This is a genomic window from Methylobacterium sp. AC690 (assembly GCF_979256535.1).
In genome coordinates, this window is sequence record NZ_CEEDOX010000003.1 from 212,860 (window position 1) to 238,107 (window position 25,248).

Annotated in this window: 18 protein-coding genes; 13 read left to right on the forward strand and 5 right to left on the reverse strand. The window is 65.3% G+C overall.

Annotation, left to right across the window (positions count from 1 at the left end; genetic code table 11):
• Positions 1 to 261: 261 nt before the first annotated feature.
• From AC0IY1_RS05070 to AC0IY1_RS05100, 7 genes are all read left to right on the forward strand, one after another.
• Entirely contained in the window at positions 262 to 1,506 is a 1,245-nt protein-coding gene (locus tag AC0IY1_RS05070) for an ATPase (RefSeq protein WP_471768247.1), read from the forward strand.
• Complete coding sequence (locus tag AC0IY1_RS05075) at positions 1,503 to 2,153, forward strand: hypothetical protein (protein ID WP_471768086.1); 651 nt, start codon at positions 1,503 to 1,505, stop codon at positions 2,151 to 2,153. The genes AC0IY1_RS05070 and AC0IY1_RS05075 overlap by 4 nt, the downstream gene beginning before the upstream one ends.
• A 98-nt stretch (positions 2,154 to 2,251) precedes the next feature.
• The gene (locus AC0IY1_RS05080; RefSeq protein ID WP_471768089.1) at positions 2,252 to 3,103 is read left to right on the forward strand and encodes an AAA family ATPase; all 852 of its coding nucleotides are present in this window, start codon (positions 2,252 to 2,254) and stop codon (positions 3,101 to 3,103) included.
• A 195-nt stretch (positions 3,104 to 3,298) separates the two neighbouring features.
• Positions 3,299 to 3,817 (forward strand): SixA phosphatase family protein, encoded by a 519-nt coding sequence (locus AC0IY1_RS05085; protein ID WP_471768091.1) that lies wholly within the window; start codon positions 3,299 to 3,301, stop codon positions 3,815 to 3,817.
• Between the two features lie 54 nt (positions 3,818 to 3,871).
• Positions 3,872 to 5,107 (forward strand): hypothetical protein, encoded by a 1,236-nt coding sequence (locus AC0IY1_RS05090; protein WP_471768094.1) that lies wholly within the window; start codon positions 3,872 to 3,874, stop codon positions 5,105 to 5,107.
• A 113-nt stretch (positions 5,108 to 5,220) separates the two neighbouring features.
• The gene (locus AC0IY1_RS05095) at positions 5,221 to 6,660 is read left to right on the forward strand and encodes a YcjX family GTP-binding protein (protein ID WP_471768096.1); all 1,440 of its coding nucleotides are present in this window, start codon (positions 5,221 to 5,223) and stop codon (positions 6,658 to 6,660) included.
• Between the two features lie 21 nt (positions 6,661 to 6,681).
• The gene (locus AC0IY1_RS05100) at positions 6,682 to 7,713 is read left to right on the forward strand and encodes a YcjF family protein (protein WP_055954955.1); all 1,032 of its coding nucleotides are present in this window, start codon (positions 6,682 to 6,684) and stop codon (positions 7,711 to 7,713) included.
• A 3-nt stretch (positions 7,714 to 7,716) separates the two neighbouring features.
• Here AC0IY1_RS05100 and AC0IY1_RS05105 read toward each other — a convergent pair whose 3' ends face one another.
• From AC0IY1_RS05105 to AC0IY1_RS05125, 5 genes are all read right to left on the reverse strand, one after another.
• Positions 7,717 to 8,268, reverse strand: coding sequence for an RBBP9/YdeN family alpha/beta hydrolase (locus tag AC0IY1_RS05105; RefSeq protein ID WP_055954952.1), 552 nt, complete (start codon positions 8,266 to 8,268; stop codon positions 7,717 to 7,719).
• Positions 8,269 to 8,389: 121 nt separating this feature from the next.
• Positions 8,390 to 9,118: an ElaB/YgaM/YqjD family protein gene (locus AC0IY1_RS05110; RefSeq protein WP_082513137.1), complete on the reverse strand. Its 729-nt coding sequence runs from the start codon at positions 9,116 to 9,118 to the stop codon at positions 8,390 to 8,392.
• A 69-nt stretch (positions 9,119 to 9,187) separates the two neighbouring features.
• Entirely contained in the window at positions 9,188 to 9,580 is a 393-nt protein-coding gene (locus tag AC0IY1_RS05115) for a DUF3618 domain-containing protein (protein ID WP_055954949.1), read from the reverse strand.
• Positions 9,577 to 9,972: a phage holin family protein gene (locus AC0IY1_RS05120; RefSeq protein WP_055954947.1), complete on the reverse strand. Its 396-nt coding sequence runs from the start codon at positions 9,970 to 9,972 to the stop codon at positions 9,577 to 9,579. The genes AC0IY1_RS05115 and AC0IY1_RS05120 overlap by 4 nt, the downstream gene beginning before the upstream one ends.
• 10 nt (positions 9,973 to 9,982) lie before the next feature.
• Positions 9,983 to 10,462 (reverse strand): hypothetical protein, encoded by a 480-nt coding sequence (locus AC0IY1_RS05125; RefSeq protein ID WP_471768098.1) that lies wholly within the window; start codon positions 10,460 to 10,462, stop codon positions 9,983 to 9,985.
• 400 nt (positions 10,463 to 10,862) lie between these two features.
• Between AC0IY1_RS05125 and AC0IY1_RS05130 the strand changes: the two genes are divergently transcribed.
• From AC0IY1_RS05130 to AC0IY1_RS05155, 6 genes are all read left to right on the forward strand, one after another.
• Positions 10,863 to 12,284 carry an alpha,alpha-trehalose-phosphate synthase (UDP-forming) gene (locus tag AC0IY1_RS05130; protein ID WP_055954941.1) on the forward strand — a complete coding sequence of 474 codons (1,422 nt, stop codon included), beginning with the start codon at positions 10,863 to 10,865 and terminating at the stop codon, positions 12,282 to 12,284.
• A gap of 67 nt (positions 12,285 to 12,351) precedes the next feature.
• Complete coding sequence (gene glgX, locus AC0IY1_RS05135; protein WP_471768100.1) at positions 12,352 to 14,451, forward strand: glycogen debranching protein GlgX; 2,100 nt, start codon at positions 12,352 to 12,354, stop codon at positions 14,449 to 14,451.
• Between the two features lie 72 nt (positions 14,452 to 14,523).
• A complete protein-coding gene (locus tag AC0IY1_RS05140; RefSeq protein ID WP_055954934.1) occupies positions 14,524 to 14,706 on the forward strand; it encodes a hypothetical protein in 183 nt (60 codons plus the stop codon).
• Positions 14,707 to 14,946: 240 nt separating this feature from the next.
• Positions 14,947 to 16,752: a malto-oligosyltrehalose trehalohydrolase gene (gene treZ, locus AC0IY1_RS05145; RefSeq protein ID WP_471768250.1), complete on the forward strand. Its 1,806-nt coding sequence runs from the start codon at positions 14,947 to 14,949 to the stop codon at positions 16,750 to 16,752.
• Positions 16,749 to 21,650 carry a malto-oligosyltrehalose synthase gene (locus AC0IY1_RS05150; protein WP_471768101.1) on the forward strand — a complete coding sequence of 1,634 codons (4,902 nt, stop codon included), beginning with the start codon at positions 16,749 to 16,751 and terminating at the stop codon, positions 21,648 to 21,650. The genes treZ and AC0IY1_RS05150 overlap by 4 nt, the downstream gene beginning before the upstream one ends.
• Positions 21,651 to 21,818: 168 nt before the next feature.
• Positions 21,819 to 25,199, forward strand: a complete 3,381-nt coding sequence (locus AC0IY1_RS05155; RefSeq protein WP_471768103.1) for a maltotransferase domain-containing protein — start codon at positions 21,819 to 21,821, stop codon at positions 25,197 to 25,199.
• Positions 25,200 to 25,248: the final 49 nt, after the last annotated feature.

The following is a 25,248-nucleotide window of genomic DNA, read 5'->3' on the forward strand; positions in this document are numbered from 1 at the left end:
GTCTCCTGGTGCCGGAAGAGACGGCGGGGCGCACAGGTATTGTCCGGCCTCTCCGTTCCCGACCATGGGCACCGGCGGCATCCCGGCGCAACAGCGCACACGCCCGGAAATTACAAAATGGTCGGCTGCGACCATTCGGATGGGGAGACCGTGCTGGTCAGCACGTCTGATGCGGCGCAAAAACGGCACAATATGCGCATAAGGCAAAGCCTTAACGGACGGTTAAGCGCGCAGCGTCGCGTTTCGAGATACGAGTGCCCCATGCGAAAGACGCCGCCCAACCGCGACGTGCAACGTGAAGCTCGAGAATGGCGTCGGGAGACCGACCGCTGGTCTCACGAACGGCATATCGAGAGGGGCTACCGCATCAAGTGGGGCTACGTCGCGATCGCCTATCTCGTGGAATTCATGGTCATCGGTGCCTCGCTCTGGGGTGCATGGCTGTTCGCGGGCGTCTACAGCGACGGCGACTCCCAAGCCTTCTACTTCATGCTCCTCGCGCCGCTGGTCTACGCGGCCGTGGAACTCTGCCGCGTCCCCCTTGGTATCCTGGCCCGGACGCAGCGCTCCTATTTCATCCGCGCGCTGGCGATCGTGGGCATCATCTTCGCGGCCGGCGTGACCACCAAGTCGGTGTCCCAGCTCGGCGAGATGATGTTCCATCCGCGCCTGATGGATGCGGCCAAGGCGAAGACCGCCCTGAAGGATGCCCAGGCCGATCGCGGCACCATCGACAATCGCATCGCCGCGGCGGATGCGCGGGTGGCGCAGTATACGAGCGAGCTCGATCAGATCGAGAAGCGCGCCGCCGAGAATTCCAGCCAGCTCGCCGGATTGCCGGCGCAGCGCTGCGAGCGCGTCTACGGCACCAACAGTCGCGGTCAGCGCTACTCCAACATGAAGTGCGTCACCGATCCGCGCACGGCGACCCTCAACGCAAGCGTCGCCAAGGCCGGCGCTGACCGAGGCGCCGTCACGAAGATGCTCGAGGAAGCCCGCAAGGCTCGCAGCGAACTCGACCGCGGCGCCGCGGAGCGCAAGGTTGCGGATGCCGAACAGGCCTATCGCAACTCGGTGAATCGCTCACAGCTGCATTCCTTCACCGCCATGGTGTACGGCGTCGATCCGATCGACGTCAGCGAGGCACAGGTCCACGCCTTTCTGCGCATCTTCGTGTTCGTGCCGGCACTCTGCGCCGCCTTCGCCTCCACGATCCTCGCCCTGTGCGCCGTTTCGGTGCGCAAGACCTTCATGGACGAGGACGACCTCGGCGCCACCGTCGACCCGGCCGCAACTCCCTACATGCTCGATTCGATCACTGATGCCTTGCGCGAGGAAATGGCTCTGCACCAGCCTCGAGGCGTGCCGAATGAGCCGTCGGTGGCCGCCCCAGCCCCAGCCGCTGCGACCGCTGCGGCCCCGGCAGCGGCCGCGCCCGGCGGCGCGGTGATCCCGATCGATCGACGCGGTCCAGCCCAGGCCGCTAGTGCGGGAGCCGGCGCGTGAGCATCCACACCCCCGGTACCCCCGAGAACGTCGTCCTCGCTCAGAGCGTGAACGGGCGCCTACGGGCCGAGGCGCGCATCGTTGCCGCGCGCGCCTTCCTGTTCCGCTCCGTCGGTGCAGGGGCTTTCCTGCTCCTCGCTGGCGCCGGGGTCGGCGCAGCGTCCTACGGCTACGCCTACATGAACCAGTTCGACTCGGCGGCCGAGAAGATCGCGGCCGCGATGCAGGCTGCCCTGTCCGACGTGACCCTCAAGACCAAGGGCGAGGTCACACTGACGGATAACGTCTTGAAGCTTGAGGGTGGATTGCCGAAGGCGGGCGGAGCGCCGACGCCGACGAAGGCGCAACTCGGCAACGACGCAGCGCCGGCCTCCAAGGCCCCGGTGAACACCACCTTCACGGTGTTCAAGCAGGTACCCTACATGGACGGCCAAATCGTCACCGGTTGGAACTTCCGCGCAAACGAGGACCAGCCGTTCCAGCAATACTGCTACTTCTCCCGTCGCCAGAACGAGCAGAAGGGTCAGGTCGAGATCAAAATCGACTTAGCCATGGACGGGAAGACGTTGCCCCAGCCCCAGAAGTCCGACGTCAACCTCGGTATCTTAGCCTCGAATTGCGTCTGGCACGACGGGAAGACGCTCTGAACGGACTGGTCTTCGTCGGCAGCGGCCGGTGCCTTGCGGGGATCCTGGCCGCGCCCTAACCACGGACGTTCCAGCGTCCCCATCCCGCGAGTACCGTCATGCGCTTCACCGGCACCGCCGACTACGTCGCGACCTCCGACCTGACCACGGCGGTGAACGCCGCCATCGTTCTGGAACGTCCGCTGCTGGTGAAGGGGGAGCCCGGCACTGGTAAGACGGTGCTGGCGGAGGAAATCGCCAAGGGGCTTGGTGCACCGCTCCTGACCTGGAACGTCAAGTCGACCACCAAGGCGCAGCAGGGTCTCTACGAGTACGACGCGGTTTCGCGCTTGCGCGACAGTCAGCTCGGAGACCCGCGCGTCTCGGACATCGGCAACTACATCCGGCGCGGCAAGCTGTGGGAGGCCTTCACCGCGCCCGAGCGGCCGGTGCTGCTTATCGACGAGATCGACAAGGCCGACATTGAATTCCCGAACGATCTCCTGACCGAACTCGACCGGATGGAATTCCACGTCTACGAGACCGGCGAAACGGTTCGGGCTGAGCGGCGCCCGATCGTCATCATCACCTCGAACAACGAGAAGGAACTGCCGGACGCCTTCCTGCGACGCTGCTTCTTCCACTACATCAAGTTCCCCGACGCCGAGACTTTGAAGGCCATTGTCGAGGTGCATTATCCCGGCATCAAGTACCGCCTCGTCGAGGAGGCCCTACGCGTCTTCCTGGAGACCCGTGAAGTCCCGGGCCTGAAGAAGAAGCCCTCGACCTCGGAACTGCTCGATTGGCTCAAGCTCCTCGTTTCCGAGGACGTCACGCCCGAGACCCTGCGCGAGCGCGACGGCCGGAAGCTGATCCCGCCGCTCCACGGCGCACTCCTGAAGAACGAGCAGGATGTGGGACTGTTCGAAAAGCTCGCCTTTCTGATGCGGCGCGAGCAGCGCGGCGGCTGAACCGCACCGCTGGGCATCGGCCCTGGGGCTGCAGAGTCGGCCGGACCCAGATAGAGTGGGGCTCTTGCGCAAGCCTCGTTCCCAGCGGAACGCTCGTGATGAAACTGAAGAGGCCGAGCTACGGGGTTGCCGAGCGCGGTCCGCCTCCCTGGACCCGCATCCCGTCATCGGATTGACCTGAAAGACCAAGCTCGCATGCGTCGCCTGATCCTCCTGCGTCACGCCAAATCCGACCGTCCGCCTGGCATCGTCGATCTTGATCGCCCACTGAACGATCGCGGCAAGCGCGCTGCCCCGCAGATGGGCGCGTACCTTGCCGCCGAGGGGCTGATTCCCGAGGCGGTCGTCGTGTCTCCAGCAAAGCGGACTCGCGAGACCTGGGAGGCGATTCAGAGTGCCCTGACGGGGCCCGAAGCTGAGATCGTCCCCTCGATCTACGAGGCGCCTGAGGCAGCCTTGCTCTCAATCGTGCAGACCACGCCGGATACGGCTGGGAGCCTCCTGATGATTGGTCACAATCCCGGCCTGCAGGACTTGGCGATGCGGTTGGCCGGCTCTGGTGAGAAGGCCGGGCGCAAACGGCTGTCGCTGGAGTTTCCCACCGCCGCCGTGGTGGTTCTGGACTTCGAGGGCGACGACTGGAGTACGGTTGCGGCCGGCACGGGGCGACTCGAGCGCTTCGTTGCCCCGAGAGACATCAAGATCGGGGATTGAACCCTTCGCGCTCGGACGCCGTTGCCCTGATCCCGATCAAGCTTCGCAGATCCCGTGCTCCTCACCACGCTTCTCCTTCTCACGACGCTGCTGCCGCGCCTGGAGGGGACGGTCGAAAACCTTCGACCGGACGCAACGCGCTGGCGGCTGACACTGGCGGCGCGCGACAGGAGTCCGCCGCCTGTCCCGGTCTTTCAGGCGGAGAGCCGGGCCGTGTCGAACTGGCGCTATGAAGCGGCGGAGAGCCTGCGCCCGGCTTCGCTCGCCCTGGTGGCCCGCTACAGTTCCAGCGAGCCGGCCTTCGTTGCCCGCTGCGTCAAGCTGAACAATTTCTGGTGCATCAAGAAGGCACGCTGGAATGGCGAGATCGGCGCCGACAGTGAGGGCCATACGGGATTTGCCTCCGCAGCCGATGGCGCAGACGCCGCGGCACAGTTGCTTCGGCGCTACTATCGCGAATTCGGCCGTCGCTCGGCGCTCGCCATCGTGCGGCGCTGGGCGCCCGCCGAGTGCCGGACCGCCGGGTCGGTCGCACCCCTCGCGAACCGTCGAACGGGTGCAAAGATCGCTCTCGCGATCGCGCCCCGTGGAATCGGCGGCACACTCAGGGCGCGATTCCTCGCTCGCTATCCGCGCGGTGGAATCTCCCGCCCGTCGAACGCGGCGCGGGGCGGCCCCTTGAGGGTTCAGCCCTGGTCACCGTTGGCCCGCATGCGGGGGCGTCAGAGCCCAGGGCAGGGGATGGTCAAAGCTCCGGCTTCAGCCCAGCCGGCAACCGTGATGGCATCAAGATCGGCCCTCCTGGTCAGGCCTTCAGAAATCCTCGTGAAGCCCTCCACGGTGATCGCCAAACCATCCGTACTGATGGTCGAGCCGAGCGCTGTTCTCGGCGCTGCATCGCCGGGCCAGCGATCTGCGACGCTGCAAAAATCCGGGTCGGCCGCGAGCTTGCAGGAGCGTTTCGTGGCAGAGTCCGCTGCCTTGCCGTCGATTGCGGCGGGTCTACCCGGCCTGCCCCTACTCGATCTCAGTGTGCCAGCGCCTTTCTGCGGCAACGACGAGACCCGAATTCGTAATTATGCCACCCGGATTGCCGCCAGCGCCGGCCTGAAGATCGAGGACGATCTTAAACTGTTCGGACCGGATGGACGTCCATTGCCGAACCTACGCCCCGTCATGCTGGCGATGTCGAGCGTGGAGCTTGGAGCCCTGCGCGCCGGCCCTGCCTTGGTTGAGGCCGCCATTGTACGTCTCGACGCTACGAACCTTGCCGCCGTCAACCCACCATGATCGCGAGCGCCTCGCCTTCGAGTCTTGCGGCGGCGTCTCTGTCGCGCCACCTCAGCGACATCGCCGCGGCGTCACGTATAACTCTTCCCAGCCCGTCTCTCGAATAGGTTGCCATGAACAGCTTCGCCGCGCGTGCGGGTTCCGCGGTCAAAGCCTTTGCCGAGGCATCAAGCGACCTGCTGATTCAGCCGACCCTGCGGCTTGGCGTGACCGGCCTTGCACGTTCGGGCAAGACCGTCTTCACCAGCGCCCTGATCCACCATCTCGTGGAAGCTCATGCGCTCCCGGCCTTTGCGCCAGCCCATGAGGGCCGCTTGCGCCGGGCGCGCCTCGTGCCGCAGCCGGACGACGACATTCCGCGCTTTCCCTACGAGGAGCACTACGCGGCCCTGACCGAGCAGCGGCTTTGGCCACGTTCGACCGACCGAATCAGCCAGTTCCGCCTAGCCATCGAGTACGAGCGATCCGGCGGCTGGCGCTCCGGTCCCGGAACACTGATGCTCGATGTCGTGGATTACCCGGGGGAGTGGCTACTCGATCTTGCGCTGATCGACCAAACTTACACCGCTTGGTCGCGTGCAACGATCGCGGGTACGCGCCGGAGTGGCCGCGGGACCATGGCCGCGCCCTGGCTCGAGACTCTGAAGGAGCTGGACCCGCTCGGACCTCTCGACGAGGTGGTGGCCGAGCACGCCAGCACCGCTTTCAAGACCTATCTCTCGGCCCTCCGTGCTGGTCCCGAGGCGGTGGCGACGACCCCGCCTGGACGCTTCCTCATGCCTGGCGACCTCGCCGGTTCTCCGGCCCTGACCTTCGCGCCGCTCGATAGCCTGCCCGAGACGCTGGCCCCGGACACGCTCGGCGGGCTGATGGAGCGCCGCTTCGAGGCCTACAAGGCGAAGGTCGTCGAGCCGTTCTTCCGCAATCACTTCCAGCGGGTCGACCGACAGATCGTCCTCGTCGATGTTCTCGCTGCCGTGGATGCCGGGCCGGCCGCGCTGGCCGAGCTCGAGGAAGCTCTTGATTCCGTGCTCCTCAGTTTCCGTATCGGGCGCAATACGATCCTGTCCCGGATGTTTGCACCGCGCGCCGAGCGCATCCTGTTCGCCGCCACCAAGGCCGACCACCTGCACCAGACCAGCCACGATCGCCTCGACGCCCTGCTACGGCTCCTCGTCTCCCGGGCGATGCGGCGGACGGAGGCCGCCGGTGCACGGGTCGGCACCGTCGCCTTGGCCTCGGTCCGCGCGACGCGCGAGACCACCGTGCATGACGGCGACGAAATCCTCCGTGCCGTATCCGGGACACCGGAAGCGGGTGAACGTGTCGGCGACGAAGTCTTCGACGGTTTGAGCGAGGCAGCGATCTTCCCCGGGGAGCTGCCGGAGCGTCCGGAAGCGGTACTGGAGGGTGCCGTCCCGCCGGGATCCTTACGGTTTCCCCGCTTCCGACCGCCTGTCGTGAAGCCCGACGCGCTCGGCCGCCCGGGGGACCTGCCGCAGATCCGGCTTGACCGCGCCATGCAGTTCCTCATTGGCGACAAACTCACCTAAGGCCTCCGGGATCTCTCAGCTATGAGCTCAAGCAACCGCCCCCGCGCGTTCCGCATTCCGCCGAGCGGATCTGAGCCGACCACCGACGGTGCTGCACCGCCTTCCACGGCATCGGCGCAGGTCCGCATCGTCGAGGAACCTTTCGAGATCGTCGATGCCGCCGACGGTGTCGCGGTGCCTGTCGCGCCAAAGGCGCGTGCTCCATGGCTGAGCTTGTTTCTCGTCGCTCTTGGAGGTCTTATTTCACTCGGCGTCGGATTGTCGGTAGAGCGCCTGATTGCCGATCTGTTCAGCGCTGCGCCCTGGCTCGGCGCTGTCGCCCTGGTCCTGCTGGCCATTGCGGCGGTCGCATTCTTGGCTCTCGTCGCTCGGGAGCTCTCCGGAATCTGGCGCGAACGACAGATCGAGCGGGTCCGCGGCAAGGCGATGGAGGCGATTGCCGCCCGCGACCATTCCGCGGCACAGGCCGTCGTCCGGGATCTGATGAGTCTCTACGCCGAGCGCTCTGCACTGGCAGCAGGCCGTGCTCGGCTCGCCACTCTCGGTGATGCCATCCTTGATGTCGACGACCGCCTTGGCCTTGCCGAGCACGAGTTGGTCGCGCCTCTCGACCGCCAAGCCCGCAACGCCATCGCGGCAGCGGCTAAGCAGGTCTCGGCGGTGACCGCCCTAAGCCCGCGTGCCATCGTCGATGTTGCCTTCGTGATCTTCGCTGCCGTGCGCCTGCTGCGCCGGATCGCCACGATCTATGGCGGACGCCCGGGCTTCCTCGGATTTCTGCGCTTGGCGCGTGCCGCTTTCGCGCATCTCACCGTGACGGGCGGGATGGCGGTGGGGGAGAGCATGATCCAGCAGGTGCTCGGCCTCGGCATCGCCGCCCGCGTCTCCGCCAAGCTGGGTGAGGGTGTGCTCAACGGGCTGATGACCGCTCGCTTCGGCCTCGCGGCGATGGCCGTCTGCCGGCCCCTGCCGTTCGTGCGAGAGGCGCCGCCGCGTCTCTCGGACGTGGCGGGCGAACTGCTGAAGCCCTTAGCAGATGAGGCGAAAGGCTGACCGCTAGAGGGTCTTCATGAAGCCGGCGAGGCGCATCAGACCCTCCGGCCAGGGGCCGTGCCCGCTCTCCACGTTGATGTGTCCAGACTCGCCTGCATCGACCACGACAGCACCCCAGGCATAGGCGAAGTCCTCGGCTCGGGCGTAGCTGCAGTAAGGATCGTTGCGGCTGGCAACCACCAAAGATGGAAAGTTCAATGGATCCCGCGGCACCGGCGCGAAAGCGGTTACGCTGACGGGCAGGTTCGGCGTCGTCTCGACGTCGGGGAAGGCTACGAGGAGCGCGCCGCGTACGATGCCCGGTGCGAAGTTTGGAGCGGCCTGCACCGCCGCCACGACGCCGAGGCTGTGCGCGATCAGGATCACGGGGCGGGTCGCGCTGTTCACGGCCTCGACGATCCGCCTGCGCCAAGCCTCTGCATCGGGGTGATGCCAGTCATCCTGTACGACGATGCGGCCTGTGGAAAGTCGATCGGCCCAGCGAGCTTGCCAGTGCTCGTCTTCGGACCCGGCATAGCCCGGCAGGATCAGGATCTCGCAATCGGCAATTTTCATGGCTCTTCCGATAACGGCTGGGCTCTGCACCGTCGAGCCATCCGTGACCTTCCACGCGGAAAGGGGCGGCACGATCACGTGCCGCCCCTTCATGCCAATTATGGAAGATCTGTGGTCCGGTTCAATGAGGCTTAGGCGCGGAGGCGGGAGACGAAGCTTGACCCTGATCCCGGTTCCCGGGTTGCTCGCTCCCGGCAGCCCGCTGGACGGCCGCGTTGAGGTTCTCTGGATCGAGGGCGCTCGCCACGAATTCGCGACCGCGATGGGTGACGTCGCGTGCGTAGCGCAGACCCTGGTCACGCACTTCGTCCGCCCAGGGACCGACATTCTCGTCCTCGGTACGCGTCCGCGGAAGCAAGGCGCCGATCAGGAGACCGGCCGCGAGACCGACCACGCCGACGAGCAGCGGGTTCTCGGAAACGAAGTCCTCGACGGCCGAGCGACCATCTTGAAAACGCGCGCTGCCGCGCTCGCTCAGATCGTTGATGCGACGTCGCCCTTCCTGGCGGGTGTCCGAGGCCCAGCTTCGGGCGTCGTCGTAGACATCCGAGGCGCGGTCGCGCAGGTCCTGGGCCTTGTCGGACACCTGGTCTCGAACGTCGGCTGCCGTTTCGGATGCACGGTCGCGGAGGTCGCTGGCGCGCGACTTCATTGCATCGGAGGTCGACGAAGTATGGCTTCCCTCGGTCGTGTAGATGCTGTGGGTTTGAGTGCCTGTGTGTTGAGATGTAGGGCTGGGCACATCGTGCAGAGAGCCTTCCACCTGATGGCCACGCGGCATCCCGGCGGCGAGGGCGATATCGTCCGGGAGCGAGCGGTGCTCGTCACCGGGTTTCTGGGTCGAACTCATGGGTTACTCCTGAAGGTCGCCGATGGCCGCGGGGGCCGGGTCAAATCATGTGTGATCGCCAACGAGAGCTTAAATCTGCGTTTCGCTGGTGAGATGGTTCACGGGATGCTGCGTCGGGAGGTCTGGGTCGTAGACGCGGTCTGCACCAGTTTTCGTCACGGGGAGGCCGTCGACCGCGAGGCGCGCGCGTCGGCGAACCCCCGGCGTCGGCTGGTTGGTGGACATGCGGTGAATCAGCCAGCCGACACCTGCGGCGATCAGGAGCACCGGAACCGGATTGCGCCGGACAGCCTCCAAAGCCCCGTCATAGGCGCCGCTGAGAGGCGTACGCCGGGCATTGCCCAGCATCTCGTCGACGATGCTGGAGACCGAGAGGCGCTCCTGAATCTGGTCGATCGTCTGGTCGAGGCGGGCGCGGCTCGCCTCGATGTCCTTCTCAAGATCGTTCAACGATTCGGTCATCCCGAGACCCTCTCAGACAACGTACGGGCGTCCTCGCGGACCTGGCGGGTCGTCCGGACGGGGGCGAGGGTGGAGAGCGACATGGCATTCCGCCCGATCAGGGCCAGGGCCACCGCAATGACGAGGAGGACACCGCCGACGATCAAGGCAGCCAGCGCTTCAGAATGAACGACGGTGGCAAGCCATTTCACCAGGGCGTCGACGAGGACGAAGAGGGCGACGACGCCAAAGACGGCAGCGCCGACGAGGAGCCCGAGCCCGATGAACAAGGCTCGGACGTTGCTGGTCATCTCGTTGCGAAAGAGAGCAATCTCTTTTCGCGCGAGTTCGTTGGTTTCCCGCAGGGCGTCGCCGATCAGGCCCTGGATGCTGGATTGCGGACCGGTGGTCATCGAACGGTCCTTAGAGGCGATGGTGAGTCGGGTAGGTGTCGTCCAGGGGTGCGGCGCTCGTCGACTTGATGAAGCGGGCCACCACGAAGCCGGTAAGGAAGGTCGCGACCGCAACCGCCACGGGCGCGCGCCGCGCGAACGCTTCCGCATCCTCATAAAATTCGGAGAAGCTGCGTTCCTCGATCGAGGAGCCCAGATGTTCGAGACCATCAGCGGCACTGTCGAAGAAGGCACGGATGTTCGGTTGTGCCTCAAACGTCTTGCTCGACTCCCGCACGGACTTGGCGAGGTCAGTCACGGACCGTGCGGCGTCACCTTTGCGCTGGTCGATGTAGTCCGTGGCATGTGAGCGCGCAGACTCTACGAAGCTGCGCCCGCGCTCCGCTGCGACATCCGCGATTCCCTCGACATCGCCGCGCAGGGCCTTCCAGTCGGCCGTCTGGTTCGCCGGCTCCGCGCCCATGGGGCCTGTAGGTTGGTTTGCGGTCACGGGGATACTCCTCGGCACGAGTGAAAAAGAACTGGCATTTGCGACGGTTAAACAGCAGCGGAAGAGACAGGGTTCCGCTTGCGGGCAGCGCGTCTCGACCAAGGCTTAACCCGACCCGCGTCAGCCTCCGTTCAGCCACCCATCGGTAAGCCGCAGAAGCTTGACCGCTGGACGGTCGGTGAGGTGTGAGGTTTGCAAAGGCGCGCGCTGGAATGCGACAGGACGCATTTGGAAGCGCGTTTGTTTGCCGTGAACCCCACGCACTCAGGTCTTGACCCAGGTCCATCGAACGCGCTTGGCTACACCGACGGATCGCGCTCGGCTTCCGCGCGTTCACCCAATGTATCATTCTGGTCGCGCGCAATTCTGCGCGGGACCCGTGAGGACCGGAGCCGGCTTCGTGGCACGTCTCGTCATCGTATCGAACCGCGTTGCAATCCCCGAGGAAGGGGGAAAAGCCGTTGCGGCGGGTGGCCTCGCGGTCGCCGTCAAGGAGGCGTTCACCGCTTACGAAGGTCTCTGGTTCGGCTGGAGCGGCAATGTCGTCGAGAACCCCTCCAGCGAGCCGACTCTGATCGATCGGGGGCATATCAGTTACGCCGTGGTCGATCTGTCACCGCAGGATCATCGGGAATATTACAGCGGGTTCGCCAACCGGGCCCTCTGGCCGATTATGCATTACCGCCTCGGTCTCGGAGCTTTCTCGCGGTCCGATTATGCCGGCTACCAGCGCGTGAACCGCATCTTCGCCCGAGCCCTCGCAAACCTCGTGGAACCCGACGACATCATCTGGGTGCACGACTACCACCTGTTGCCCCTGGCCTCCGAGCTTCGTGGTCTCGGTATCGCTAATCCAATCGGGTATTTCCATCACATCCCGTGGCCGGCGGCTGACGTATTCAACACGCTTCCCGCCAGCGGAGACCTCCTGCGCGGCATCGCCGATTATGACCTGATCGGCCTGCAAACCGATCCGGATGTGCACAACCTGACGCGCAACCTGATCGACGAATTGCGAGCGATCCCCCTCGGTGGCGGCTCCTTGATGGTGGACGGGCGCCGCACGCGCATTCGCAGCTTCCCGATCGGAATCGATGTGGCCGGCTTCAAGGAAGCGGCCGAGAATGCCGGTTCCAACCGCACCGTGCGTGAGACCATGGCGGGTTTGCGGACACGCAAACTTCTGATCGGCGTTGATCGGCTCGATTATTCGAAGGGTGTGCCCGAGCGAATGGAGGCGGTGGACCGGTTCTTCGCTTCGAACCCGGACCAGCGCGGGAACGTGGTCTATCTTCAGATCACCCCGAAATCGCGTACCGAAGTTCCGGAATACGAGGATCTCAGCCGCGAGGTGAATGAGACCGTCGGGCACATCAACGGGACCCTGGGCGAACCGAACTGGACGCCGATCCAGTATGTTACCAAGGCCTATCCCCGCCCCGTCCTGGCGGGCCTCTATCGTGCGGCGCGGGTCGGCCTCGTGACACCGATGCGAGACGGCATGAATCTGGTCGCCAAGGAATACGTCGTCGCACAGACCGAAGAGGATCCCGGCGTCCTCGTCCTGTCGAAGTTTGCCGGCTCGGCGCGGCAGTTGCCCGAAGCGCTTCTTGTCAATCCCTACGACCGCTTCGAGGTTGCCGAGGCGATCCGTACGGCGCTCTACATGCCGCGTGGTGAACGCCTCGAACGCTGGAAGCCCATGGTCGAGCGCATGACGCGCGAGGACGTGGATTGGTGGGCGCGCAACTTCATGGCCGAGCTCGAGAATTTTCGAACGATCGAGCGGGAGCCACCCCGTACTGCAGCCGCTGCGGAATGATCTGTTGGCGTCACCTGGCGGCGCCTAAACCCGGGACGACATCAGCTACTTGATCGCAACTGACCACATGATCGGCGTCGATGACGGCGTGCCGGCGCCGCTTGGCGCGCATTTCGACGGGCGCGGTGTCAACTTTGCGCTGTTTTCGCAGAATGCCACGGCCGTCGACCTCTGCCTGTTCGATCAGGGGGAGCGCCATGAAACCCGGAGGATCCGCCTACCTTGCCGCACCGACGACGTCTGGCACGGCTACCTGCGCGGCGTATTCCCGGGCCAACTCTACGGCTACCGCGTCCATGGTCCCTGGGACCCGGCCCAGGGCCACCGCTTCAACCCTGCCAAACTGTTGCTCGACCCCTATGCTCGCGACATCCAGGGGCGCATCCGCTGGCACGACTCCCTGTACGGCCATCGCCGCGGCCTGCAGCGTGCCGACCAGATCGACCGGCGCGATAGTGCCGCCTTCATGCCGCGCGGCATCGTCACGCCGCCGGAGGTGCCTGATCTTGCGGTGAGCCCGGTCCGTCGACCCTTGTCCCAGACGGTGATCTACGAGGCGCACGTCAAGGCCCTGACGCAGACACACCCGGACGTGCCGGAAGCGGCACGCGGCACTTATGCAGCACTCGCCCATCCGGCGATCATCGAGCATCTTCTGAAGTTGGGCGTCACCGCCATTGAGCTCCTGCCGATCCAATCCTTCGCCGACGACCGCTTCCTCGTCGACCAGGGCCTCGTGAACTTCTGGGGATACTCACCGCTGAACTACTTCGCTGCCGATCCGCGCTACCGTGGGCCGGCCGGAATCGGTGGTCTGCGCGCGGCCATCCGGGAGCTTGCCGCCGCTGAGATCGAGGTGATCCTCGACGTCGTCTACAATCATACGGCGGAGGCCGATCACGCCGGCCCGACCCTATCGTTTCGCGGCATCGACAACGCCAGCTACTACAAGCTCAAACCGGACAACCGTCGCGAAGAGATCGACTGCACGGGCTGTGGCAACACACTCGACCTTGACCATCCGCGCGTCATGCAGATGGTGCTCGACTCTCTGCGGCACTGGGTGACGGCCTACGGCGTCGCCGGTTTCCGCTTCGATCTGGCGACAAGTCTCGGTCGCAACCCCCATGATTTCTGCCCCAAGGCCGCCTTCTTCCAGGCCGTCGCGCAGGATCCCGTTCTTGCCCCTGTGAAGATGATCGCCGAGCCCTGGGACATCGGCGCCGGGGGTTACCAGCTCGGTGGCTATCCCCGCGGCTGGAGCGAGTGGAACGATCAGTTCCGCGACAGCATCCGAGGCTTCTGGCGCGGCGATCGTGGCACCCTGGCCAAGGTCACGCAGGGGCTCTCGGGTTCACGTGAAATTTTTGCGGCCTCCGGGCGGTGGCCCCTGTCGAGTATCAACTTCGCTGCCTCCCATGACGGCTTCACGCTGGCGGACGTCGTGGCCTATGAAGAGAAGCACAATCTTGCCAATGGCGAGGACAATCGCGACGGGCATGGACACAACCTCTCGCGCAATTACGGCGTCGAGGGGGACACCACCGATCCCGTCGTCCTCAACCTGCGAGCCCGCCAGAAGCGCAATCTCCTGGCTACGGTGTTCCTGGCGCAAGGCGTGCCGATGCTGCTCATGGGCGATGAGCGCTCGCGGAGCCAGCGCGGCAACAACAACGCTTACGCCCAGGACAATGCCATCAGCTGGATGGACTGGGAGAACGATCCGGATCTCAGCCTCGCGACCTTTGTCGGCAACCTGACGCGTCTCCGCCGCGAGCAACCCGCCCTACGTCGGCGCGACTATCTCACAGGCGCTCTGGTCGATGATGGGCCTCTCCGAGACGTTCACTGGCTCGCCCCGGGGGGGACTGAGATGGACGATGGAGACTGGGCGGATTCCGACCGGCAAGCCTTCGGTATGCAGATCGGCAATGATCTGCCGCAGGCGGATCGCCTGCTCATCCTCATCAATGCGGCCGAACAGCCCTGCGATTTTACCCTGGCACCGATCATCGGAGGCCCTTGGACGCTTGTTTTCGACACGACGAAACAGACCGGTTCTGTGCCGGCCGGACAGGCCCTGTTTCCACCCGGCGCGGGCGTTCGCCTCGATGCACAAGCGATCTACGTGCTGCGCGCGAGGCCGGCCTCGGCTTATCGGGGATAAGCAGAGAGCAGGTTGAGACCCCGGCCGGGCCTCGAACGGGGTTCACCCCGTCGATCCCTCGGAACGCAGTTCATGTCGCGCTTGTTCGAGGAACTCCTCGCGTTCAGCATCCGAAAGGGGCAGCAAAGGGCATTCGAAGGTCGGGTGGTCGTCGGCGCCGGCAGCGTCCCAGCAACGCTCTCCGTGACTCTTTCGTGCGAAGTTCAGCTTGGCCCTCGCCAGGACCAGCACCGCATCAGCTTCTTTCATCTTTGACCCTGCAGCGCGGGGAACCGCTCCAACCCGCATGAGGCAAGAGTCAGACCGAGCCGGGATCGGCTCCGAGGAGTCGGTGCGGCGCACAAAACTCTTCCGGCCAGTGGTTGTCGCCGCCAAACCACGCCTTACCTCGACGGTGATCCCGCAGGGAACAACATGGTGCGCGCCGGCTTCTGCAAGGTGCGACGGACGCTCACGTCCCCAAGACGAATTCAGCAGACGGATGATGGTGGCTTGATGCGGCGCGCCCACAGCATGGCTTTCGGCAGCGAAGTGGTGAAGGACGGAGTTCGCTTCGCGTTCTGGGCCCCGACGGCTCAAGAGGTGAGCTTGGTCCTCGACGGAGCGGACCATCCGATGCCGGACGGCAAGGAAGGTTGGCGCCGGCTCACCGTTGCAGGAGCCGGCGGCGGTGCACGCTACGGCTATCGCATCGACGGCGACCTGATCGTACCGGATCCGGCATCACGGTTTCAGCCAGAAGACGTCTCAGGTCTCAGCGAGGTGATCGATCCGCGCAGTTACGATTGGGCCGACGCCACTTGGACCGGACGCCCCTGGGAGGAGGTCGTGCTTTACGAACTCCATGTCGGGACGGCGACGCCAGAAGGCACTTACGCAGCGCTGGAAGGTAAGCTCGAGGACCTGCGCGACCTCGGAATAACCGCCATTGAATTGCTGCCGCTCGCGGACTTCAAGGGTACGCGCAACTGGGGCTACGACGGAGTCCTGCCCTACGCGCCGGACAGCGTTTACGGTCGACCAGACGACTTGAAGCGCCTCATCGACAAGGCGCACACCCTTGGGCTGATGGTCTTCCTGGATGCAGTCTACAACCACTTTGGCCCAGCCGGGAATTACCTGAACGCTTACGCCAAGACTTTTTTTACAGAGCGACATCAGACGCCCTGGGGCGCCGGGATCAACTACGACGGCGAGACCAGCGGGCGAGTTGTCCGCGATTTCTTCATTGAGAATTCATTGTATTGGCTCGAGGAATTTCATTTTGATGGTCTGCGCTTTGATGCAGTCCATGCGATCCTCGACGATTCTGAAAAGCACTTCATCGGAGAGCTCGCCGAAACCATCCGCGCGAGACTGCCGGACCGCCACATTCACCTTGTCCTTGAGAACGAGGCGAACCAGGCACGCTGGCTTGAGCGCGATACGCAGGGGCAGGCGATCCAGCACAATGCGCAATGGGCCGACGACCTGCACCATTGCTGGCACGTGCTCCTCACCGGCGAAGATGCCGGCTACTATGCGAGCTTCGCTGACAGGCCAGTCGAGCATTTGTCCCGCTGCTTGTCGGAAGGTTTTGCCTATCAGGGCGAGCCCTTCCCGACCCTGGATAACCATCCTCGCGGCGAGCCGTCCTCCCATTTGCCGCCGTCAGCCTTCGTCACGTTCCTGCAGAACCACGATCAGGTCGGAAACCGGGCGCTGGGTGAGCGGCTGAGCGCCCTCTCCGATCCGAAGAGGCTTGCGCTCGCCCGGGCTGGGCTGCTCCTCAGCCCGCAGATCCCGATGCTGTGGATGGGCGAGGAGTGGTCGTCGACCGCGCCCTTCCTCTTCTTCGTGGACTTCGCGCCGGACGAGGAGCTGAACAAGGCTGTTCGCGAGGGACGCCGCCGGGAGTTCAAGAGCTTCGCAGCCTTCGCCGACGATACGTCGGTGATCCCAGATCCTACTGAAGCGAAGACGTTTACCGATTCACGGATCGACTGGGCCGAGCGTTCGGAGGCGGCTCACCGCGCGGTGCTGGCGGACACGCGCAATCTGCTTCAGATCCGGCACCAGAGCGTGGTGCCCCTGACGAAGACCCGATATGTCGGCGCAAGGTCGACCCTACCGCGGCCCGACGTCGTCGACTGCACCTGGACCTATGCGGGCGGCTGGCTGCGTTTCGTCGCCAATGTCGGCAACGCTGATTTCACCGTCGAACGCAGTGGCGGCCAGGTCATCTGGTCGAGCGGTTCGGGCAACGAATCAATCCAACTTCCGTCTTGGACGGGTGTCTTTCTGACGGGTGTGAATCGATGAGCCGCGACCTCGAACGCCTCGCCGACCTCCTCGGCGTCGCTGCCGGCTATACCGATGCCTTCGGACAGCCTGTAGAGACCGCCCTCGAGGTTCGGCGTGGGATGATCGCTGCCCTCGGCTTTGCCGTCGAAACCGACACGGACATCGCCGCGAGCCTCGCCGAGGTTGCGACCGTGCGAAGCGGGCTCATCCCGCCGCTTCTGCCGGCCGAGGCCCGTCGCGCCACCACCGTCCCGATTCAGGTGGCAGGCGCCAGTGGGACATTGTCCTGGCGTTTGGTCGACGAGCGAGGACATCACCGCGAGGGTCGTGTCGCGGTCACGGGCTCCAGCTTCGAGTTGCCACCGCTTACCCCAGGCTATCATCGCCTCTCCGTCACCCTCGGTGAACATCGTTCGGATTCCTGGGTGATCTCGGCGCCACAGCGCTGCTGGCGCCCGCGGGCCTATGCGGATGAGGGCGCCCGCGACTGGGGTCTCGCGGCACAGCTCTACGGCCTTCGCTCGCCCGACAACCTCGGGATTGGCTCCTACGCCGATGCGGGGCGGGCGGCGCGGGATGCGGGCCTGCGCGGCGCGTCCTTCCTGGGCCTCAGCCCCGTCCACGCGCTGTTCGCCACCGATCGCACGAAGATCTCGCCCTACTCGCCGTCGTCGCGGCTCTTCCTCGAAATCCTCTTCATCGAGCCCGGTGCCCTGCCGGGCTTCGCGGGCTCGAAGGCGGCGGCACTGCTGGCCTCCATGGAAGATCGGGTGGAGAGTCTGCGGGAGGCCAAGCTCGTCGAGCATGCCGGCATCTGGGCCGTGCTGTCGCCCGTGCTGCAGGCCCTCTGGCAGGAATCTGCGGCGCGCGCCGGGATGGATGCGGACTTTGCCGCCTTCCGAGCCGCCGGCGGGGAGGACCTTGAAGCGCACGGCACCTTCGAGGCGCTCGCCGAGCACTATCAGGCACAGGGCGCCCAGTGGCTCGGCGACTGGCCGGAGGAGATGCGCCGCAACGGAACGCAAGCCGTCCGCGCCTTCGCCGAGACCCATGCCGAGACCGTGACCTATCACATCTGGCTGCAGTACCTTGCGGATCGCCAGCTGGAAGATGCGTCCAACACCGCGCTCGCCACCGGCATGCGCCTCGGGCTCTACCGCGACCTCGCCGTCGGCGCCGACCGGGGCGGCTCGGAAATCTGGTCGCATCCCGAGCGGTTCGCCAACGGTGTCTCCATCGGGGCGCCGCCGGACCTGTTGGCACCGAAGGGCCAGGATTGGGGCCTGCCAGCCTTCCATCCCCTCGAAATGGAGCGCGACGGGCTTGCGGCCTTCCGTGCCCTGGTGGTGGCCAACATGCGCCATGCGGGCGCGATCCGAATCGATCACGCCTTTCAGCTCGCACGCCTGTTCCTGATCCCGGTCGGGCGCTCGGCGAAGGAAGGGGCTTACGTTGCGATGCCCTTCGAGCCGATGCTCGCGGTGCTGCGCCTCGAAAGCCACCGTGCGAAGTGCCTGGTGATCGCTGAAGATCTTGGGACCGCCCCGGAAGGCTTCTCCGACGCCCTGATGCAAGCTGGCATCCTCAGCTACCGGATCCTCGCCTTCGAGCGCGAGCAGGGCGCCCGCTTCAAGCCGCCGGCGGCCTATCCTCGGGATGCCCTCACGGCCATCACCACCCACGATCTGCCGACTTTCGTCGGATGGTGGCGGGGCGTCGACACCGACACGCGCCAGGCGCTCGGGCTCTACGATTCCGAGCGCGCCGATGCGGAGCGCCGCGAGCGCGTCGAGGAGCGCACCCGTCTCACCGAAGCGCTCGCCTCGGAGCAGTTGCTGCCGAGCTACGATCCGCCCGAGGCTGCCCCGTTCGAGGCTGCGGCCCGTTATCTCGGGCGTGCGCCCTCCATGCTGACGGCAGTCCAGTATGAGGACGTCGTTTCCGAACTGTCTCAGGCCAATGTGCCGGGCTCGACGGAAGGCTACCCGAACTGGCGTCGCAAACTCGATCGCACCCTGGAAAGCATCGCCGCCCCCGGGGGACCCCTCGCCAAGCTTGCGGCCTCCCTCGCCGCCGAGGATCGCGGTCCGCGCTCGGGCGCCGCGCGCCTCGCATCGGCTCCGCCCCGATCGACCTACCGCCTCCAGTTCCACAAGGACTTCACCTTCGCGGATGCGGAGAAGATCGTTCCGTACCTCGCCAAGCTCGGCATCAGCCACGTCTACGCTTCGCCGATTCAGAAGGCCCGTCCCGGCTCGACGCACGGCTATGACATCGTCGACCACTCGACGATCAACCCGGAACTCGGCGGAGAAGAGGGCTTCGCCCGCTTCTCGGATGCGCTGCATGGGGCCGGCCTCAAGCTCCTCCTCGACATCGTGCCGAACCACATGGGCGTCGGCGGCGCCGACAATCCCTGGTGGCTCTCAGTGCTCGAATGGGGCGGGCTCTCGCCCTCGGCCGAAGCCTTCGACATCGACTGGTCGCGGCTCGGCGCCAAGAACAAGCTCGTGGTGCCGTTCCTCGGCGACCGCTACGGCGAGGCCTTGGAGAAAGGGACTCTGGAGCTGAAATTCGATCCCGAAAAGGGCGCGTTCAGCATCTGGCACTACGAGCACGAATTTCCGATCTGCCCGCTCCAGTATCCGACGATCCTGAACCGCTCGCTCGCGGCACTCGGCGACATCGAGGACGCGGCGGCGCTCGAGGTGTTGGGCATCTCGGAGCGCCTGCGCCTCATGGGGGAAGAGACCAGCGACGAGCGCCGTCGTGCTTTCCCGGCGGAAGCCGAAGAACTCAAGGACCGCCTCGTCGAGGCCGTCGAAGCCTCTCCGGCCATCGCGTCCGCAATCGGTCGCACGCTGAAGCTCCTCAACGGCGCCAAGGGGCACCCTGACAGCTTCGGTCCGCTGCACCGCCTTCTCGAGCAGCAATCCTATCGCCTCGCCCATTGGCGGATCGCTGCGAGCGACATCAATTACCGCCGGTTCTTCGACGTGAACGGCCTCGCCGGCCTGCGCGTCGAGAAATCCGACGTTTTCCAGCGCTCGCACGAGACGATCTTCCGCCACATCGAAGCCGGACGCATCGATGGTCTCCGCATCGACCACATCGATGGTCTCGCCGATCCGCTCGGCTACGCGCGCGCGTTGCAGGCTGCCATCGGCCCAGGCTTCTACGTGGTGGTGGAGAAGATCCTCGAACCCGGTGAGCGCCTGCGTCCCTGGCCCGTGGCGGGCACCACCGGGTACGACGTCCTCAATCAGCTCGACGGCATCCTCGTCGATCAAGGCAAGCGCGCCGAGATCCGCAAGCTCTACGAGAGCCGGACGCAGTTCGACGAGCCGTACAAGTTCATGCTGCGGGCGGCCAAGGCCGAGATCTTGGAGATTAGTTTCGCCTCCGAGCTCGAGGTGATGACCTCCGACCTCAAGGCTGTAGCGGATGCCGACCGACGGACCCGTGACTTCTCGGTCAATGCCATTCGTCGGGCGCTGATCGAGATCATTGCCCGCTTCCCGACCTATCGCAGTTACCTGCCGGGCGACCTCGACGAAAGCGATGTCGAGGACGAGGATATCCGTCTCATCGAGACGGCGGTGAAGAAGGCCAAGCGCTGGAGTGCGTTGCCGGACCGTTCCGTGCACGACTTCGCCGCCGACGCCATGCTCGGCCGCATCGACGTGACGGGACCGGGTCGGCCGGACCCGGAGGTGATCCTGCGTTTCCGCCGCCGCTTCCAGCAGCTCACCGGTCCGGTGATGGCCAAGAGCCTGGAGGACACACTGTTCTATCGCTTCGCCGAGCTCCTCGCCTTGAACGAGGTCGGGGGCGATCCGGGTGAATACGGCCTCGACGCGGAGCATTTCCATGCGCTTCAGGCGGCGCGGGCTCGCGACTGGCCGAACGCGATGATCACCACCGCGACCCACGACACCAAGCGCGGCGAGGATGCCCGCTCGCGCCTGCTCGCCCTGTCGGAAATCCCGCAGGATTGGGCCATGGCCTGGGACACCTGGACGAACCTCGCCCAGCCCCATCTGACGGTGATCGACAAGGAGCCGGTGCCGGACGCCAATGACCAGTGGATGTTCTTGCAGGCCATCCTCGGTGCATGGCCGCTCGAACTGCTGGAGGCGGATGATCCGGCCGCGATCGAGGATTTCCGCAATCGCCTGGACGCCTATGCCGAGAAGGCCTTGCGCGAATCGAAGCGGCGGTCGAGTTGGGTCAACGTCGACGAGGAATACGAGGGTGCGGTTCACACGCTCTTCGGCGGCCTCATCGCACCCGGGTCCGCGTTCCTGGCGCAACTGCGCCCGTTCGCGAAGCGCCTCGCCCATCTCGGCATGATCGCCGGTTTGGGACGAACGGTACTGAAGGTGACCCTGCCGGGCCTGCCCGACACGTACCAGGGCACCGAGTTCTGGGATTTCTCGTTCGTAGACCCCGACAACCGCCGCCCCGTGAACTACCCGGCCCTGACCAGGGCCCTTGAGGAGGGCTTGCCGACCGCCGATCTCCTGCCACACTGGACGGATGGACGCGTGAAGCAGGCGACCCTTGCTAGGCTCCTGGCAGATCGCGCCGTCCGGCCGAGCTTCTACGCCGATGCCGATTATCAGGCCCTTCCGGCGTCCGGTCCGCAGGCGGGGCATGTCATCGCATTCACACGTTCGGATGCGACGACGGGCGAGGGCGATCTCGTGGTCGCGGTCCCGCGACTCGTCTCAGGTCTCATCGGTGACGCCATCTGGTCGAGTGAAGCCTTCGCGGGGACGAGCGTGGCGGTGATGCCAGGCTCAGCCTGGATCGATCTCGTCACCGGCGACGAAGTTGTTTCCGAGGACGGCCGGATCGAACTCGAACGGGCCTTCACGCGTCTGCCCTATGCCGTCTTGAAGCGGATCCGCTGACGGCGGGTCGAACGCGCCCCCAAACCGGGGGCGCGCCGACACGATCGATATGGGGAAGGGATCGACCTTCCTCGACACGGCTGACCCTCCTCGGGACAGCCGCTCGCCGGCTCAGGCGGCCCCTATCGGGGTTCCGATCCGTGCACGCACAGACGAAATGGAGCTCGCATGAACGCACCCAGCCCCGCAACGACCGCCGCCCAGCGGACCGCAGCCGGTCAGGTGCCGCTTCCCGCTACCCTCGCGCCCCGCGCCGAGGGGCCGCGCATCTACAACCTCTTCCCACTTCTCGTCGGACGCGTGTCTGCCTGGACCGCTGAATTGCCGAGGATCGCTGCCCTCGGCTTCGACTGGGTCTATCTCAATCCCTTCCACCAGACCGGTGGATCGCGCAGCCTCTACGCCGTGGCCGATCCGGACCGCCTGGACGAGCGCTTCCGCGACCAGGACGGCACTTCGGACGATGAGCAGATTCGACGTTTCTGCGCCGCCGCCGCTTCGCAGGGTCTGAGTGTGATGACGGATCTCGTCATCAACCACACCGCCATGGACGGTCCGCTCGCCGCTCAACGCCCGGATCTGTTTGTGCGGGATTCTGAAGGCCAGATCGAAAGCCCCTATGCGGTCGATCCGGACGATCCGTCGATCCGTACGGTTTGGGGCGACCTCGCCGAACTCGACTATCATTCCGAAGGCGCGCGCCAGGAACTCACCGCCCTCTGGTCGGGCTACGTCAACCGCCTGCAGGATCTCGGCGTGCAGGGATTCCGCTGCGACGCCGCTTACAAGGTCCCGGCCACGGTCTGGCGCGACCTGATCGGTGCGGCCAAGGCACTGGAGCCGGATTGCCTGTTTGCGGCCGAGACCCTTGGCTGCACCTTCGAGGAAGCCCAGTCCACCGCGGGAGCCGGGTTTGACTACCTCTTCAACAGCTTCGCCTGGTGGGACCTCAAGGCCTCCTGGGCGCTCGACCAGTACGAGCGCCTGCGTGTTATCGCGCCCTCCATCGCCTTTCCCGAGAATCACGACATGGCCCGCTTGGCCGCCGACCTCGACGGCGACGCGGCCGCCATCGCCCGTCACCTGACGGCACGCTACGCCTTATCCGCATTCTTCTCCGCTGGTGTGCTCATGCCGATCGGGTACGAGTGGGGCTACCAGCGTGCGCTGCACGTGGTCGAGACGACGCCGGAAGCACGCGAATCAAATACTGGCGTCGACATCTCGGCTTCGATCGCGGCGATCAATGCCCTGCGGGCCGAACTGCCGGCCGCCAATGTCGAGGGTGCCCAGGCGCGGATTTCGTCACCCGACGCGGCCTACACGGCTCTGCTGCGCTTCGACACCGGACACGGCGCCTCCGCGCGCAGCGCCACGCTGGTGCTGTACAATCCGACGGAGGCCTCGGTGCCGGTGGCGCCGGAAGCCCTTCTGGCCCGGACAGGTGGCATGCTCGGTGACTTCATCGATCGGACGCCGGAGGCGGAGCCCATCCAGTTTCGCCCAGGCGTTGCCCTTGCCCTGGCACCGGGAGAAGTCCGCATCCTCGCCGCGGAAAGCTTAGGCGTGAAGGCGATGCCGAGGCCGAGCACACCGACGGGTGAGGGTCGCGTCGTCATCGAGGCGGTGATGCCGGAGCTCGATGGCGGCCGGTCGGCGGTCAAGCGTGTGGTGGGCGAAAGCGTTCACGTTACCGCGGACATTTTCAGCGACGGCCACGAGATCATCGACGCCGAGATCCTGTCACGGGTCATGGGTGAGACCGAATGGCGGTCCGACCGCCTGGTATTCATCGACAACGACCGCTGGGGCGGTCACTTCCCGCTCCTTCGCAATGCCCGCTACGAGTTCACGATCCAGGCCTGGCGAGACGGGTATTCGTCCTGGGTGCGCGACACCCTGAAGAAGCGCGATGCCGGGGTCAACGTCCGACTGGAGACCATCGAGGGTGTCGCCTTCGTTATGGGAGCGGCCGAGAATGCGGCGGGTTCGGATCGCGGCCGCCTGAAGGCCCTCGTCGGCGACCTCGAGGCTCAGCCGTCCGGCTCGGCGAGCCAACTCGACCTGATGCTCGCACCTGCCAACGCGCATCTGATCCGCCAGCATGCCCCGCGCATCAACCTCTCGCGCTATCCGGTCAACGTGCCGGTCATCGCCGATCGTCTCGCGGCCCGTTTCTCGGCTTGGTACGAAATCTTCCCGCGCTCCCAATCAATGGACGTCAACCGCCACGGCACCTTCGACGACGTCATCCGGCGTCTGCCGGAGATCCGCGAACTTGGCTTCGACGTTCTGTATTTCACGCCGATCCATCCTGTCGGAAAGACCAACCGCAAGGGCAAGAACAATACCCTGAAGGCGCTGCCCGGGGATGTCGGCTCGGTCTACGCAGTCGGCTCGGAGGAGGGCGGACATGAGGCCGTTCATCCGGATCTCGGCACCCTCGACGACTTCCGACGTCTCGTGGCAGCGAGCCACGCCTACGGCATGGAGATCGCCCTCGATTTCGCGATCCAGTGCTCGCCGGACCATCCGTGGATCAAGAACCACCCGGAGTGGTTCGAGTGGCGTCCCGACGGCACCCTGAAGTTCGCCGAGAACCCGCCGAAGAAGTACGAGGACATTTCCAACGTCCACTTCTACGGTGGCGCGCTGCCATCCCTCTGGATCGAGCTGCGCGACATCGTCATGGGCTGGGCGGAACTGGGCGCCCGGATCTTCCGGGTCGACAATCCGCACACCAAGCCGATCCCGTTCTGGGAGTGGATGATCGCCGAGGTCAATGCCCGCTACCCCGACGTGATCTTCCTCGCTGAGGCCTTTACCCGGCCGAAGATGATGAAGAAGCTCGCCAAGGCGGGTTACCAGCAGAGCTACACCTATTTCACCTGGCGAGACACCAAGGCAGATCTGATCGCCTATTCGACCGAGTTGGCAGGAGAGATGGGCGACTATTATCGTCCCAACTTCTTCGCCAACACGCCCGACATCAATCCGATCTACCTGCAGACCAGCGGACGGGCGGGCTTCGTCGTACGCGCAACCCTCGCCGCTACGCTGTCGAGCGTCTGGGGCATCTACAACGGCTTTGAGATGTGTGAGGCCGAGCCTTATCCCGGCAAGGAAGAATACCTCAACTCCGAGAAGTACGAGCTGAAGGCCTGGGATTACCACCGACCCGGCAACATCCGTGACCATATCATCAAGCTCAATCAGATCCGGCGCGACAACCCGGCCCTGTGGGACTTTCGCAACGTCGTCTTCACCGGCGCCTATAACGACCAGATCATCGGCTACGCCAAGGTGACGCCGGAGGGGGACAACTGCATCTTCGTGCTGGTCAACCTCGATCCGCGCAACCGGCAGGAATGCACCTACGAGGTGCCGCTGTGGCTGCTCGGCCAGCCCGATGACGGGGCTGTCGAGGTCGAGGACCTGCTGCTCGGCTACAAGTTCGAGCTACGTGGGAAATCACACCGCATCGCCCTCGATCCTGCGGAGCGCTCGGCGGTGATCTGGCGCCTTCGCGCCCCGAGCCGGGTTGCGTAAGCCGCGTGCCCGTGTCAGCAAAAAACCCGGCGGCCCAGGCGGGCCGTCG

Excerpts from the sequence above, each read along its gene's own strand:
- AC0IY1_RS05070 (WP_471768247.1), top strand. The coding sequence starts at position 262 with ATGCGAAAGACGCCGCCCAACCGCGACGTGCAACGTGAAGCTCGAGAA.
- AC0IY1_RS05080 (WP_471768089.1), top strand. The coding sequence starts at position 2,252 with ATGCGCTTCACCGGCACCGCCGACTACGTCGCGACCTCCGACCTGACC.
- AC0IY1_RS05085 (WP_471768091.1), top strand. The coding sequence starts at position 3,299 with ATGCGTCGCCTGATCCTCCTGCGTCACGCCAAATCCGACCGTCCGCCT.
- AC0IY1_RS05095 (WP_471768096.1), top strand. The coding sequence starts at position 5,221 with ATGAACAGCTTCGCCGCGCGTGCGGGTTCCGCGGTCAAAGCCTTTGCC.
- AC0IY1_RS05100 (WP_055954955.1), top strand. The coding sequence starts at position 6,682 with ATGAGCTCAAGCAACCGCCCCCGCGCGTTCCGCATTCCGCCGAGCGGA.
- AC0IY1_RS05105 (WP_055954952.1), bottom strand. The coding sequence starts at position 8,268 with ATGAAAATTGCCGATTGCGAGATCCTGATCCTGCCGGGCTATGCCGGG.
- AC0IY1_RS05110 (WP_082513137.1), bottom strand. The coding sequence starts at position 9,118 with ATGAGTTCGACCCAGAAACCCGGTGACGAGCACCGCTCGCTCCCGGAC.
- AC0IY1_RS05115 (WP_055954949.1), bottom strand. The coding sequence starts at position 9,580 with ATGACCGAATCGTTGAACGATCTTGAGAAGGACATCGAGGCGAGCCGC.
- AC0IY1_RS05120 (WP_055954947.1), bottom strand. The coding sequence starts at position 9,972 with ATGACCACCGGTCCGCAATCCAGCATCCAGGGCCTGATCGGCGACGCC.
- glgX (WP_471768100.1), top strand. The coding sequence starts at position 12,352 with ATGATCGGCGTCGATGACGGCGTGCCGGCGCCGCTTGGCGCGCATTTC.
- AC0IY1_RS05140 (WP_055954934.1), top strand. The coding sequence starts at position 14,524 with ATGTCGCGCTTGTTCGAGGAACTCCTCGCGTTCAGCATCCGAAAGGGG.
- treZ (WP_471768250.1), top strand. The coding sequence starts at position 14,947 with ATGCGGCGCGCCCACAGCATGGCTTTCGGCAGCGAAGTGGTGAAGGAC.
- AC0IY1_RS05150 (WP_471768101.1), top strand. The coding sequence starts at position 16,749 with ATGAGCCGCGACCTCGAACGCCTCGCCGACCTCCTCGGCGTCGCTGCC.
- AC0IY1_RS05155 (WP_471768103.1), top strand. The coding sequence starts at position 21,819 with ATGAACGCACCCAGCCCCGCAACGACCGCCGCCCAGCGGACCGCAGCC.